Source organism: Streptomyces viridochromogenes DSM 40736 (assembly GCF_000158955.1).
GTDB classification, from domain to species: domain Bacteria; phylum Actinomycetota; class Actinomycetes; order Streptomycetales; family Streptomycetaceae; genus Streptomyces; species Streptomyces venetus.
In genome coordinates this window covers 1,239,577-1,252,179 of the sequence record NZ_GG657757.1, presented here as the reverse complement: position 1 = coordinate 1,252,179, position 12,603 = coordinate 1,239,577, and the positions used below count along the sequence as shown (strand labels likewise).

Below are 12,603 nucleotides of genomic sequence, written 5' to 3'. Positions count from 1 at the left end.
GTCTCGACCTTCCCGCGCGGCGGACGGGACCGCAACGCGGGAGCGTCTCCTCAGGCCGAGTGCTCCGCCAGGCGGTCGAGAAACGCCACCTGCGCCTTGACGATCACCTCGCGGCCCCGGTCGAGACCGAACCACGCCACCCGGTCGAGCTCGGGAAACTCCTGGAGCTGTCCCGAGCGCGGCGGCCACTCCATCCGGAACGTGCCGGGCGTGATCGTCGCCGGGTCGAGGTCGGCCTCGATCGCCCAGACCGTGACGATCTTGCCGCCTGTCTGCCGGACCTCGCCCAGGGCGATGGCCTCGCCGTCGGGCGGGGGCAGCCCCAGCTCCTCCTCGAACTCGCGGTGGGCGGCCGCCCAGGCGGACTCGTCGGGCTCGTACTCGCCCTTGGGGACGGTCCAGGCCCCGGCGTCGCGCCGGGCGAAGAAGGGGCCGCCCATGTGGCCGAGCAGCACCTGGAGGCCGTCGGCGGTGTGGTGGAAGAGCAGCAGGCCGGCACTGCGCTTCACGGGCCCACCCCCGGGTGCGCGGCCAGCAGCGTCTCCACCGTGTCGGCGTCCTCCGGGCGCTTGTCCTCGCGGTAGCGGACCACGCGGGCGAAGCGCAGGGTGACACCGGCGGGGTAGCGGGTGGAGCGCTGCAGGCCGTCGTAGGCGATCTCGACGACGAGCTCCGGACGTACGGTCACGACGTATCCGTTGTCCTCGACGGCGAGCCGCTGGAGCCGTTCGGTCTGCCAGGTGAGCATCGCGTCGGTCATGCCCTTGAAGGTCTTGCCGAGCATGGCCAGGCCGCCGTCGGCGGTGCGGGCGCCGAGGTGGAGGTTGGAGAGCTTGCCGGTGCGGCGGCCGTGGCCCCACTCGGCGGCCAGGACGACCAGGTCGAGGGTGTGGACGGGCTTGACCTTCAGCCAGGCCGCACCGCGCCGGCCCGCGCTGTAGGGGGCGTCCAGCGCCTTGACGACGACGCCCTCGTGGCCTCGCTTCAGGGTCTCTGCGAGGAACTCCTCCGCCGTGCGCACGTCGTCCGGGCCCGACACCGTGGTGCGCCGGACCCGCGTCGGCTCGGGGACCAGCCGGGCCAGTTCGGCGTGCCGCTCGGCGAACGGCAGGTCGAGCAGGTCGTGGCCGTCGACGGACAGCGCGTCGAAGAAGACGGGCGAGACGGGCACCGCACGGGCGGCCGTCGCCACGTCGGTACGGGAGCCGACGCGCCCGGCGGTCTCCTGGAACGAGCGGGGGCGGCCGCCCTCGTCGAAGGAGATCACCTCGCCGTCCAGGATGAACCGCTCGCCCCGCAACTCCAGCGCGGCGGCCGTCACTTCGGGCAGCCGGCCGGTGATGTCGTCGAGGGTGCGGGTGTAGAGCCGCACCGAGTCGCCGTCCCGGTGCACCTGGACGCGGATGCCGTCCAGCTTCTCCTCGACCGCGCAGGCGCCGAGCTTGTCCACCGCCTCGGCCACCGAGGAGGCGCTGTGCGCCAGCATCGGCCAGACCGGGCGGCCGACGGTGAGGCGGAACCGGTCCAGGGCGGCGGGGCCGTCCGCGAGCAGCGCCTCGGCCACTGCCTGCAGCGAGCCCGCGAGCATCACCGCCCGCCGTACCTCTGCCGGCGCCGCCCCGGTCGCCTGGGCCAGTCCCTCGACGGCGACCGCGTCCAGCGCGCCCTGCCGCACCTCGCCGGTGAGCAGCCCGATGAGGAAGCGCTGCTCGTCCTCGGTGGCCGCGCCCATCAACGCGCCCACCAGCCGGGCCCGTTCCGCCTGGGAGCCGGGGCCGGACACCTGGGCGAGCTCCGACAGCCGTACGTCCACCTCCCGTACGGTCAGGACCGGATCGCAGGCCGGGGCGACGGGGCGGCTCAGGACCTTCCACCCGACGCCGATCCGGCCCTGCGGCAGCCGTCCCGCCAGGTAGGGGATGACGATCGGCACGTCGTCGGCCTCGGCCTCCCGGAAGAGCTCCGCGAGCAGGGCGGTCTTCCGGGACCGCGCCGAGGTGGCGGCGACCTCCTGGGACACTCGGGCCAGCCGGTGCAGCAGCATGCAGCCATGGTGCACCGCAGGGGGCGCCTCTACACCCGCACGGCGGCGTCGAGGTCCGTCATCAGCAGGTCACCCACGATCGCCGACGCCGCCCGGTAGCCGCCGCTCGCCGCGTGGACCACCTGCTCGGCGAAGCCGATCGCGTTGCCCGCGGCCCACACGCCCGGCACCGTCGTCAGCCCGGTCGGGTCGACCACCGGATAGGCGCCGAAGGGCGTCTCGTGCAGCTCGGCGCCGAGCCGTTCCAGGAGCCCGTTCCGCGGGACGGCGTGCGGGGCGACGAACAGGACGGAGCGGGCGTGCATCGACCCGTCGGTGAGCCGGACGCCGGTCAGCCGGTCGTCCTCGACCACCAGCCCCGCGACCTCGCCCGGCACCACGTCCACCCCGGCCGCGGCGAGCCGGCGCAGATCGTCGTCGGACAGTTCCTCCTCGGCGACCGTGTGCAGGAAGAACCGCACGTCCTTCGACCACCGGGAGACCATCAGCGCCTGGTGCACGCTGTTCGGGCTGGTGCCGAGCACGCCGAACGGCTGGTCGCGCACCTCCCAGCCGTGGCAGAAGGGGCAGTGCAGCACGTCCCGGCCGAACCGGTCGGCGACCCCGGGAACCGTCGGCAGCTCGTCCCGCAGCCCGGTCGCGACGACCAGCCGCCGGGCCCGCACGGTCCGCCCGCCGGCCAGCCCCACGGTGAAGTCCTCGTCCTCGGCCCCGCCCTTCGCCACCTCCACCACCCGGTCCCGCACGAACTCCACGCCGTACCGGGCGATCTCCTCCCGGCCGATCGCCAGGAACTCGGCGGGTGGCATCCCGTCCCGCGTCAGGTAGCCCTGCATGTGCGCGGCCGGGGCGTTGCGCGGCTCGCCCGCGTCGACCACCAGCGTGCGCTGCCGGGCCCGGCCGAGCACCAGCGCGGCGGACAGGCCCGCGGCACCCCCGCCGACGACTGCCACCGCGTACTTCTCGGTCATGGTGACCACCTCCGCCGCCGAGAGTCGCCCCGGCCCTTCGGTATTGACAAACGTGTTTGCCGAATCTGCAATACGACCATGACTACGGACCAGGTACTCGCGGGCGTCGGCCCCCGGCTGCGGCAGATGCGCAAGGAGCGGGAGGTGACCCTGGCGGCGCTCTCCGAGACCACCGGCATCTCCGTCAGCACCCTGTCGCGACTGGAGTCCGGCCTGCGTAAGCCCAGTCTGGAACTGCTGCTGCCGATCGCGCGCGCTCACCAGGTGGCGCTGGACGAACTGGTCGGAGCCCCGTCGGCCGGTGATCCGCGCGTGCGGTCGAAACCGATCGTGATGGGCGGCCGCACCCACTGGCCGCTCACCCGCCAGCCCGGCGGCCTGCAGGCGTACAAGGTGCTGGAGCCGAAGCGCAGGCAGGAGCCGGACACGCGCACGCACGAGGGCTACGAGTGGCTGTACGTGCTGTCCGGAAAACTGCGTCTCGTGCTGGGCGAGCACGACGTGGTGCTGACGGCGGGGGAGGCCGCCGAGTTCGACACCCGGGTTCCGCACTGGTTCGGGTCGACCGGGGAGGGGCCCGTGGAGTTCCTCAGTCTGTTCGGCCCGCAGGGCGAGCGGATGCACGTCCGGGCACGGCCGAAGCGGTCGTGACGCATCTGACTGTTCCCTGATCGGCAAGCGACCGCTTAGTATGCGAACGACCCCGGTCAGACGAAGCAGTCCCCCGTGGAGGCACCGCATGCAGGCATGGCACGTGCACGAGAACGGCGAGCCGAGCGAGGTGATGCGGCTCGAGGACGCCGAGCCGCCCACGCCCGGTGACGGCCAGGTCCTGCTGAAGGTGCGCGCCGCGAACATCAACTTCCCCGACGCGCTGCTGTGCCGGGGTCAGTACCAGGTCAGGCCGCCGCTGCCGTTCACCCCGGGCGTGGAGATCTGCGGCGAGACCGAGGACGGCCGCCGGGTGATCGCCAACCCGGCACTGCCGCACGGCGGCTTCGCCGAGTACGCCGTCGCCGACTCCGCCGCCTTGCTGCCGGCGCCGGACGCCCTGGACGACGCGGAGGCCGCCGCCCTGCACATCGGGTACCAGACGGGCTGGTTCGGTCTGCACCGCCGGGCCGGTCTGGAGGCGGGGGAGACCCTGCTCGTCCACGCTGCCGCTGGAGGGGTCGGCAGCGCGGCCGTGCAGCTCGGGAAGGCCGCCGGCGCCACCGTCATCGGTGTCGTCGGCGGCTCCGGGAAGGCGGCCGTCGCCCGTGAGCTGGGCTGCGACGTCGTGATCGACCGGCGCGCCGAGGACGTCGTCGCCGCCGTCAAGGAGGCCACCGGCGGCCGGGGCGCCGACGTGATCTACGACCCGGTCGGCGGCGAGGCCTACGCCCAGTCCGCCAAGGTCGTCGCCTTCGAGGGGCGCATCGTGGTCGTCGGCTTCGCCAGCGGCACGATCCCCAGCCCCGGCCTGAACCACGCCCTGGTGAAGAACTACTCCATCCTGGGGCTGCACTGGGGCCTGTACAACACCAAGAACCCGAAGCTGGTCCAGCACTGCCACGAGCAGCTCACCGACCTGGCCGCCCGGGGCGCGATCAAGCCGCTGGTGAGCGAGCGGGTGCCGCTCGCCGGGGCCGCCGCGGCCGTGCAGAAGGTCGCGGACGGACTCACCACCGGCCGGGTCGCCGTCGTCATGGAGGAGGCAGCAGCATGAGCAGTGCCGAGGAACTGCGCCGTCGTACACGGGAGTTGCTGGCCGCCCTGCCGCCGGCCTCGACCGACCGCCTGGACTTCCTCCGGGCCCGCTTCGACGCCGGGCTGGCATGGGTGCACTACCCGGAAGGTCTCGGCGGACTCGGTGCGCCCCGTTCCCTCCAGGCCGTCGTGGACGCCGAGCTGGAGGCGGCCGGCGCCCCCGACAACGACTCGCGCCGCAACGGCATCGGGCTCGGCATGGCCGCCCCGACGATCCTCAAGTACGGCACCGAGGAGCAGAAGCGGCGCTTTCTGCGGCCGCTGTGGACCGGCGAGGAGGTCTGGTGCCAGCTGTTCAGCGAGCCCGGCGCCGGCTCCGACCTCGCGGCGCTCGGCACCCGTGCCGTCCGGCAGGACGACGGTGACTGGGTGGTGAACGGGCAGAAGGTGTGGACCTCCGGGGCGCACAACTCCCGCTGGGCCATCCTCATCGCCCGCACCGACCCGGACGTGCCCAAGCACGCCGGCATCACCTACTTCGTCTGCGACATGACCGACCCCGGCGTCGAGGTCCGGCCGCTGCGGCAGATCACCGGTGAGGCCGAGTTCAACGAGGTCTTCCTCACCGACGTCCGCATCCCCGACTCCCGCCGCCTCGGCGAGATCGGCGACGGCTGGCGCGTCGCGCAGACCACGCTCAACAACGAACGCGTCGCCATCGGCGGCATGCGGCTGCCCCGCGAGGGCGGCATGATCGGACCGGCCGCCAGGACCTGGCGCGAACGCCCCGAGCTGCGCACCCACGACCTGCACCAGCGGCTGCTGAAGCTCTGGGTCGAGTCCGAGGTCGCCCGCCTCACCGCCGAACGCCTGCGCCAGCAGCTCGTCGCGGGCCAGCCCGGCCCCGAGGGCGCCGGCATGAAGCTGGCCTTCGCCCGCCTCAACCAGGAGATCAGCGGCCTGGAGGTCGAACTCCTCGGCGAGGAGGGGCTGTCGTACGACGACTGGACCATGCGCCGCCCGGAACTGGTCGACTTCACCGGCCGCGAGGCCGGCTACCGCTACCTGCGCTCCAAGGGCAACAGCATCGAGGGCGGGACCACCGAGGTCCTGCTGAACATCGTCGCCGAGCGCGTCCTCGGCCTGCCCGCCGAACCGCGCACCGACAAGGACGTCGCCTGGAAGGACCTGACCCGATGAGCGCACAGCCCGATCTGCTGTACTCGGAGGAGGAAGAGGCGCTGCGCGCCGCCGTCCGCGACCTGCTCGCCGACCACTGCGACGCGCCCGGCGTGATCGCCCGCACGGAGTCCGGTGCCCCGCACGACCGCGCGGCGTGGAAGGCGCTGGCCGACGGCATGGGCCTCGCCGGTCTCCTGGTCCCGGAGTCCCTGGGCGGTCAGGGCGCCACCCACCGCGAGGCCGCGGTCGTCCTGGAGGAGCTGGGCCGGGCCGTCGCGCCCGTGCCGTACCTGACGAGTGCCGTCGTCGCGACCGAGGCCCTGCTGGCCTTCCCCCACTCTCGGCTCCGCTCGAGCGGGGGGACCCCCATCGCCGACGAGCTCCTCGGCGAACTGGCGTCGGGGCGCAGGATCGGCGCCCTCGCGGTCGCGCTGAACGTCGCGCCGGGCGGGGCGTACAAGGCCGTACGCCACGAAGGCGGGGCGCTGCGCGGTGAGGTGACCGGCGTCGCCGACGCCGGCGCCGCCGACGTGCTGCTCGTACCCGCGGACGACGGCGGGCTGTACGCGGTCGACGCCACGGCCGCGACCGTCACGCCCCAGGTCTCCCTGGACCTGACCCGGCCGCTCGCCACCGTCACCCTCGACGGCGCCACCGGCCACCTCCTGGGCGACGCCGAACCCGCCGTACGCCGTGCCCTGCGCGCGGGCGCCGGGCTGCTCGCCTCCGAACAGTCCGGCCTCGCCGAGTGGACGCTGACCGAGACCGTCCGCTACCTGAAGGAACGCAAGCAGTTCAACCGGCCCGTCGGCGGCTTCCAGGCGCTCAAACACCGGCTGGCCCAGCTGTGGCTGGAGGTCGTCAACCTCCGCGCGGCCGCCCGCAACGCCGCCGACGCGCTGTCCACCGGCGAGGACGCCGACGTGGCGGTCGCCGTCGCCCAGGCCTTCGCGGCGCCCGTGGCCGTCCACGCCGCCGAGGAAGCCCTGCAACTGCACGGCGGCATCGGCATGACGTGGGAGCACCCGGTGCACCTGTACCTGAAGCGCGCCAAGGCCGACTCGATCGCGTACGGCACGGCGGGCGCCCACCGGGAGGCACTGGCCGCACTGGTCGACCTCCAGGCCCCCTGACGTACACCTGGCTCACGGCCGCGGAAAGCCCGCCCCACCTGGGGCGGGCCTTTTCGTGCAGCCCCCTCGGGCGAAGTGAACGCCGGGCGGCAGTCCGGCCAACTCCACGCGCGGGCCTGCTCCTTGGACCTGCCGGGACCCCATACTCGCAGGGTTCCCGTACGGCACTTCCAGGGAGGCAGAGCATGGCCCTCACCACCCGTCGCAGAGCCCTCACCACGCTCGGCGCCGCCCTCGCGGGCTCGGTCGCCCTCCCCGCCGGCCCCGCGACGGCGGGCGAACGGGGTCACGGGACCCGTCCGTTGTGGCGCGCCCACGCCCACAACGACTACGAGCACCCACGCCCCCTGCTCGACGCCCTGGACCACCGGTTCGGCAGCGTCGAAGCCGACGTCCACCTCGTCGGCGACCAGCTCCTCGTCGCCCACGACCCTGAGGACCTCGACCCGGCGCGGACCCTCGAATCCCTCTACCTCGACCCCCTCGCCGCGCGCGTCCGGGCCAACCGCGGCCGCGTGTACCGGGGGTACCGCGGGTCGCTGCAGCTCCTCGTCGACATCAAGACCGAGGGCGCGTCGACGTACCGCGAACTCGACCGCCACCTCGGGCGCTACCGGCACCTGTTCACGACGTACGCCCACGGCCACGTCCGGCACGGCCCCGTCACCGCCGTCGTCTCGGGCGACCGCGCGGCCCGCGCGCCCATGGAGGCGCAAACCGTCCGGCGCGCCTTCTACGACGGCCGCCTCGCCGACCTCGGCAGCCCTGCGCCGGCCTCCTTCATCCCGCTGATCAGCGACAACTGGACACTCAACTTCACCTGGCAGGGCGTGGGCGCGTTCCCGGACGCCGAACGGGAGAAGCTGCGGGGCATCGTCCGCACCGCGCACCGGCGGGGGCAGAAAGTGCGGTTCTGGGCCACCCCGGACCTGGCCGGACCCGCCCGCGACGCGCTGTGGGGCGAACTGCTCGCCGCGGACGTCGACTTCCTCAACACCGACGACCTCGCCGGACTGGAGGAGTTCCTCGACACCCGGCGGGCGGTGCGGGACCGGTAGGACATCACACGTTCGGCGGACAGGTCAGCCGCCCGGACGAACCCTCCGCTACGCCACACTTACGGCCGAACGCCGTGAACCGGACATGGCGGCGTGGCGGAGGAGTTGACGATGGCCATTTCCATCTCTGTGGTGCTGCTGCTCTTGATCCTGACGCTGATCTTCCTGCGCAGCGGCGGGCTGAAGGTCTCCCATGCGCTGGTCTGCCTGATGCTCGGCTTCTACCTGGCCAGCACGAGCATCGCCCCCTCCATCCAGAGCGGGCTCACGGCGACGGCGGACATCGTCAGCAGTCTGCGGCCCTGAGGTCAGGACCCCGAGAACACGCCGATGCCGTTCGGGACGGCCCGTTCGGCGCCGCCGCTCGGGTGGTTGCGTACGGAGACGCTCTTCGCGCCCGGCTTCCGGGCCACCAGCGTCGACGACCCGCCGCCGTCCAGGCTGAAGGCGTCCGCGGAGCCCAGCCGGCGCATGGCGGCGGCCACTTCGGCGATCGTCAGCCCGCTGCGGTAGGCGGGCGCGCCGTCCAGTGCCAGCAGCAGCATGCGCCGCCCGCCGTCGGCGATGCCCACGGCCGTCCGTACGGCCGAGGTCGTGTCGTCCAGGCCCGGCAGCGGCCGCCCACCCGTGAGGACCGGGTAGCCGCCGAGGGCGAGCCGGTACGGCACGCCGTTCCCGGCCGCCACGAGACGGTGCTCGACCTCGACCGCGTCGCCGGTGGAGAGCTTCCGCAGCTGCTGGGCACCCCCCTCCCGGCCGACCAGCACGGTCGTGCCCTTGCTGATGCTGCCGCTGCCGGGGGTGTCGGCGGCCGAGACGACCCGGCCGCCCCGGACCGTCACCTCGTACGTGTCCGTGCTGCACGGAGCGGCCCGGTCGGTGTCCGTGCCGCAGGTGGCGCGCACGCGCGAGACGCCGCCCCAGTCGGTGGTGAACGCGCCGACCGAACCCACCGGCAGCGCGTACTGATTGAGCCCGCCGAGCGGCAGCCGCGCCTCCGGGGTACGGACCGAGCCGTCGAGGGCCAGTCGGTCCAGCCGGGCACGCCCGTCGGTGCCGACGCCGAACACGTCCTCGGTGGTCGTGCCGGGCGGCAGCGCCGGCCCGAAGCGCTGGCCGTCGGGCACGGCCGCCTTCAGTGTCTGCCCGCCCGCGATCGCGGGCCCCACGCTCGCGCCGGTCGCCTCGACGCCGGGGTGCTGGGCCTCGCTGATGTTGAAGAAGTCCCCCGTTGACACCGGCGACGGCCCCCTGGCCGTCGGCCATCCGCGAGACCGCCGCGCGGGAGGCCACCGCCCCGGGGTACAGCAGATCCACCCGGACACGCGGATGGTCCAGGTCGACGCTCAGCACATGCGCGTGCGTCGTCCCTGCGGCCGCGGGGATGTCGAACTGCTCGTACGTCACGCCCGGAGCGACCGCGACGGCCTCCTGGGCGGCGCCGGCCGGTGCCGCCCCCACCAGGGCCGCACCGGCCAGCGCGCCGAACGCCGTGAGAAACGCCAGGACCGTTCTGCCTGCTCCCCGTCGCTTGTGACGACCTGTCACCATGCCCCCTGATGTCTCGTCAGGTTTTCCGACTGTCAGAGGAAGTGCAGCAGACAGCGGGGGGCGGACGGAGTACCTCTGCGCCGACTACGCGGGAACGGGTGAGAAAACGTACCCCTCCGGGTGCTTCAGCTGTCGTCCGTTCCAGTGGCGTACGGCGTGAAACGAGCGGGCGCGTGGTCGATCGGCAGGCCGGGCCGCCAGGCCGTGAGCGCCTGCGCGCTGCACACGAACAGCTCCTCCGGCAGGCGGTCCAGACCGAACCAGCGCCAGCGGCCCACGCTCTCCCCGGGCTGGTCCGACGGCTCGCCGCGCCAGGCCGTGACCCGGGCGGCCACGGTCACCCGTACGACACCGCCCGCGTCGTCGAGGAGCGTCCCGAGCAGCCGGACGTCCTCCGGGCGGGCCTCGAGGCCCGTCTCCTCGCCGAGTTCGCGCACGACCGCCTCCCGCAGGGACTCGCCGGGCTCCACGGTCCCGCCGGGCAGCTCCCACGTGCCGTGCCGGTGCCGTCCGAGGAGCAGCCCGCGGGGACCGTGCAGGAGGGCGCCGACCCCGAGGGCGGCATGGGCCACGGGCGGCTTCCCGGTGCGCGGCCGGGAGGAGCGGCGCAGGGGCCGTGTCACCTGGAAGAGCCGGTAGGACGCGTGGTTTGCGGCCTGGGGCGCGTCGAGGACGTCGACGTGTTCCACCCGCATCCCGTGCTCGGTGAGCAGGGCCGTCCAGAGGTCCTCGGCGAGGACCCACATCTGGACGGTCACGTCACCACCACCGCCGGCCAGCCGCAGGGTCTCCGGCCGGGCGGCGGCCCCCTGCGACGGCCCCGCACCCAGCGAGTTCGTGTGCAGCACGGTGAAGCAGAGCCTGCCGCCCGGCTTGAGAGCCCCCGCGAGCGCGGGCAGCAGCCGGTGCGGGTCGATGTACGGGACGGCGTTGACCGAGTAGATGACGTCGTACGGCTCCGCCGTGCGCAGATGCTCCAGGGCGTCGGACAGGACCAGGCGCAGCCCGGGCAGGGTCCCGTAGCGGGCGCGCGCCCGCTCGTGCTGTCCGGGCGAGGCGTCGACCGCGTCCACCAGCGCGCCGTGGTCACGGACCAGATGGGCGGCGTGGCGGGCCGTACCGCACCCGAGGTCCAGCACGCGCCGGCCCGTGAGCTCCCCGAGGACCGCGGTCCCCGGCCCCCCGTCCTCGAAGCCCCAGCCGATCCCGGCCACTTCGGGCAGCACGGTGCCGCGCCGCAGATGGTGTTCCCCGTACGCGCGCCAGGCCTCGGCGTTGACCGCCTCCGGTCGGGCCGCCAAGGCTCAGCCGCCCGCCGCCACGTCACGCGGAAGCACCGTGACGCGGTGGAAGTTGCACCGGGCGGGTAGCGGCTCGTCGGAAGCGGGCCGGGACTGGTGGGCCTTGAGGGCGATGCTGACCAGGCCCAGCAGCAGGTCGACGTCCGCCGAGCAGTCGAGGTGGACCGTCACCCAGCACGAGCCGGGAACCAGGTGGATCGCGCTCGAACCCGCGAGGTCGTAGTGGATGCGCTGGATGGCCCGGCGGGTGAGGTGGAGGTCCACGTCCCGCGTCGAGTGGAAGTGGACTATCTCGTCACGGGCGGATCGGAGCGCCCGTCCGGTACCGCAACTCGCCGGGCCCGCCATCAGGTCGGGCCAGGCCTGCAGGCGCTCCAGGGCGCGCTGGGCCAGGGTCATGGTCCCATCGTCGCCCGCTCACCGGCCCGCAACCAGAGGTTGAGCGGTTTGTAACCGGGACGTGAGGTGCCGGGGCACGCGAGTTCGATCCGGCGTTGTCCGGGAGGAGTTGACGACCGGTCTCATGCCCGCGCGGCGACGGTGGCGGGATCGTCCAGCACCGCCCGCACGACCGAGTGCGCGGCCCCGAGCAGCGGCCCCTGCGGGCCCAGCCGGGACACGGACACGGGGCAGGCCGGGCCCGCCGTGCGCCGCGCCAGCTCGTTCCGCAGCGAGGGCAGCAGCCAGGGCGCCAGCCCGGACAGCTCCCCGCCCAGCACCACGCGCTCCGGGTCGAGCAGGTTGACCGCCCCGGTCAGGGCGACACCGAGCGCGGTACCGGCGTCGCGCAACACACGGACCACGTCCTCGTCGCCCTCCGCGGCACGCGCCGCGAGCAGCCCGACCCGGTCCTCGTCCGGCTCCAGTCCGGCCGCACGCAGCACCGCTTCCTCGCCGGCGTACTGCTCCAGGCACCCGCGCCCGCCGCACGGGCACTCCGGGCCGTCCGGCCGGACCGGCACGTGTCCCAGCTCGCCCGCGAAACCGCGGGTCCCGCGCAGCAGTCCGCCGTCCACCACGACCGCCGCACCGATACCGATCTCCGCCGACACGTGCAGGAAGTCACGCGGTGTGCCGTCGCCCAGCCAGAGTTCCGCAAGCGCGCCGAAGTTGGCCTCGTTGTCCACGGTCAGCGGGAGGCCCGCCGGCAGCAGGTCACCGAGGTCCGTGTCCTGCCAGTCGAGGTTCGGGGCACGGACCACGGTCCGGGCGTCGCGCGCCACCAGACCCGGCACGGCCACGGCGAGCCCCGCCGGCCACAGGCCCTCGTCCTCCGCCTCGGCGACGACCCGGCGTATCAGCTCGGTGAGTTCCTCGACGACCGGGCGTGGGGAGCGGCCCCGGTTCGGTCCCTGCCGCACCGCCTGCGACCGCAACCGGCCGCGCAGGTCGACCGCGCAGACCGCCAGGTGGTCGACGCCGACCTCCGCGCCGATCCCGGCGGGTCCGCGCCCGCTGACGGCGAGCGCCGACCCGGGGCGGCCCACCCGCCCCGGTCGCTCCGGACCCAGCTCCTCGAGCAGCCCCGAGCGGATGAGTTCGTCGACGAGCGTCGACACCGCGGCCCGGGTCAGACCGATCCGCGAGGCGACGGCGGCCCGGGACAGCGGCCCTTCGGCGCTGACGGCGTGCATCACCCGGGCGAGGTTGCGGCGGCGCATGCCTTGCTGGGTG

12 protein-coding genes and 1 pseudogene are annotated in these 12,603 nt (G+C 74.0%); 6 read left to right on the top strand and 7 right to left on the bottom strand.

All coding sequences use genetic code 11. From position 1 onward, the window contains the following. Positions 1–50: 50 nt before the first annotated feature. Genes SSQG_RS05265 through SSQG_RS05255 form a run of 3 tightly spaced genes read right to left on the bottom strand, consistent with a single transcriptional unit; the run spans position 51 to position 3,015 of the window. Positions 51–509 carry an NUDIX domain-containing protein gene (locus SSQG_RS05265; protein ID WP_003988678.1) on the bottom strand — a complete coding sequence of 153 codons (459 nt, stop codon included), beginning with the start codon at positions 507–509 and terminating at the stop codon, positions 51–53. Then, the gene (locus SSQG_RS05260) at positions 506–2,044 is read right to left on the bottom strand and encodes an ATP-dependent DNA ligase (protein ID WP_003988677.1); all 1,539 of its coding nucleotides are present in this window, start codon (positions 2,042–2,044) and stop codon (positions 506–508) included. Before SSQG_RS05260 ends, SSQG_RS05265 begins: the two co-directional genes overlap by 4 nt. 29 nt (positions 2,045–2,073) lie before the next feature. Beyond that, positions 2,074–3,015 (bottom strand): NAD(P)/FAD-dependent oxidoreductase, encoded by a 942-nt coding sequence (locus tag SSQG_RS05255; RefSeq protein ID WP_039934792.1) that lies wholly within the window; start codon positions 3,013–3,015, stop codon positions 2,074–2,076. 78 nt (positions 3,016–3,093) lie between these two features. Here SSQG_RS05255 and SSQG_RS05250 point away from each other — a divergent pair, with 78 nt between their 5' ends. The 6 genes from SSQG_RS05250 to SSQG_RS05225 all read left to right on the top strand — a co-directional run bounded on the left by SSQG_RS05250 (position 3,094) and on the right by SSQG_RS05225 (position 8,383). Then, on the top strand, positions 3,094–3,666 hold the full coding sequence (locus SSQG_RS05250) for a helix-turn-helix domain-containing protein (protein WP_003988676.1): 573 nt from the start codon (positions 3,094–3,096) through the stop codon (positions 3,664–3,666). An 88-nt stretch (positions 3,667–3,754) separates the two neighbouring features. Further along, complete coding sequence (locus SSQG_RS05245) at positions 3,755–4,723, top strand: NADPH:quinone oxidoreductase family protein (RefSeq protein ID WP_039931987.1); 969 nt, start codon at positions 3,755–3,757, stop codon at positions 4,721–4,723. Continuing rightward, a complete protein-coding gene (locus SSQG_RS05240; RefSeq protein ID WP_003988673.1) occupies positions 4,720–5,904 on the top strand; it encodes an acyl-CoA dehydrogenase family protein in 1,185 nt (394 codons plus the stop codon). The genes SSQG_RS05245 and SSQG_RS05240 overlap by 4 nt, the downstream gene beginning before the upstream one ends. Beyond that, on the top strand, positions 5,901–7,019 hold the full coding sequence (locus SSQG_RS05235) for an acyl-CoA dehydrogenase family protein (protein WP_003988672.1): 1,119 nt from the start codon (positions 5,901–5,903) through the stop codon (positions 7,017–7,019). Before SSQG_RS05240 ends, SSQG_RS05235 begins: the two co-directional genes overlap by 4 nt. Before the next feature lie 185 nt (positions 7,020–7,204). Then, the gene (locus SSQG_RS05230; RefSeq protein ID WP_003988671.1) at positions 7,205–8,077 is read left to right on the top strand and encodes a phosphatidylinositol-specific phospholipase C/glycerophosphodiester phosphodiesterase family protein; all 873 of its coding nucleotides are present in this window, start codon (positions 7,205–7,207) and stop codon (positions 8,075–8,077) included. Positions 8,078–8,188: 111 nt separating this feature from the next. Then, on the top strand, positions 8,189–8,383 hold the full coding sequence (locus SSQG_RS05225; RefSeq protein WP_003988670.1) for a hypothetical protein: 195 nt from the start codon (positions 8,189–8,191) through the stop codon (positions 8,381–8,383). Between the two features lie 2 nt (positions 8,384–8,385). On the opposite strand, the pseudogene SSQG_RS05220 reads toward SSQG_RS05225, so the two are convergent. From SSQG_RS05220 to SSQG_RS05205, 4 genes and pseudogenes are all read right to left on the bottom strand, one after another. Then, positions 8,386–9,628 (bottom strand): annotated as a pseudogene (locus SSQG_RS05220) (phosphodiester glycosidase family protein). Between the two features lie 125 nt (positions 9,629–9,753). Then, positions 9,754–10,929, bottom strand: a complete 1,176-nt coding sequence (locus SSQG_RS05215; RefSeq protein WP_039931986.1) for a bifunctional class I SAM-dependent methyltransferase/NUDIX hydrolase — start codon at positions 10,927–10,929, stop codon at positions 9,754–9,756. 3 nt (positions 10,930–10,932) lie between these two features. Beyond that, positions 10,933–11,328, bottom strand: coding sequence for a luciferase family protein (locus tag SSQG_RS05210; protein ID WP_003988667.1), 396 nt, complete (start codon positions 11,326–11,328; stop codon positions 10,933–10,935). Positions 11,329–11,450: 122 nt separating this feature from the next. Next, on the bottom strand, positions 11,451–12,603 hold a 1,153-nt coding region (locus SSQG_RS05205), incomplete at its 5' end, for an ROK family transcriptional regulator (protein ID WP_039931983.1).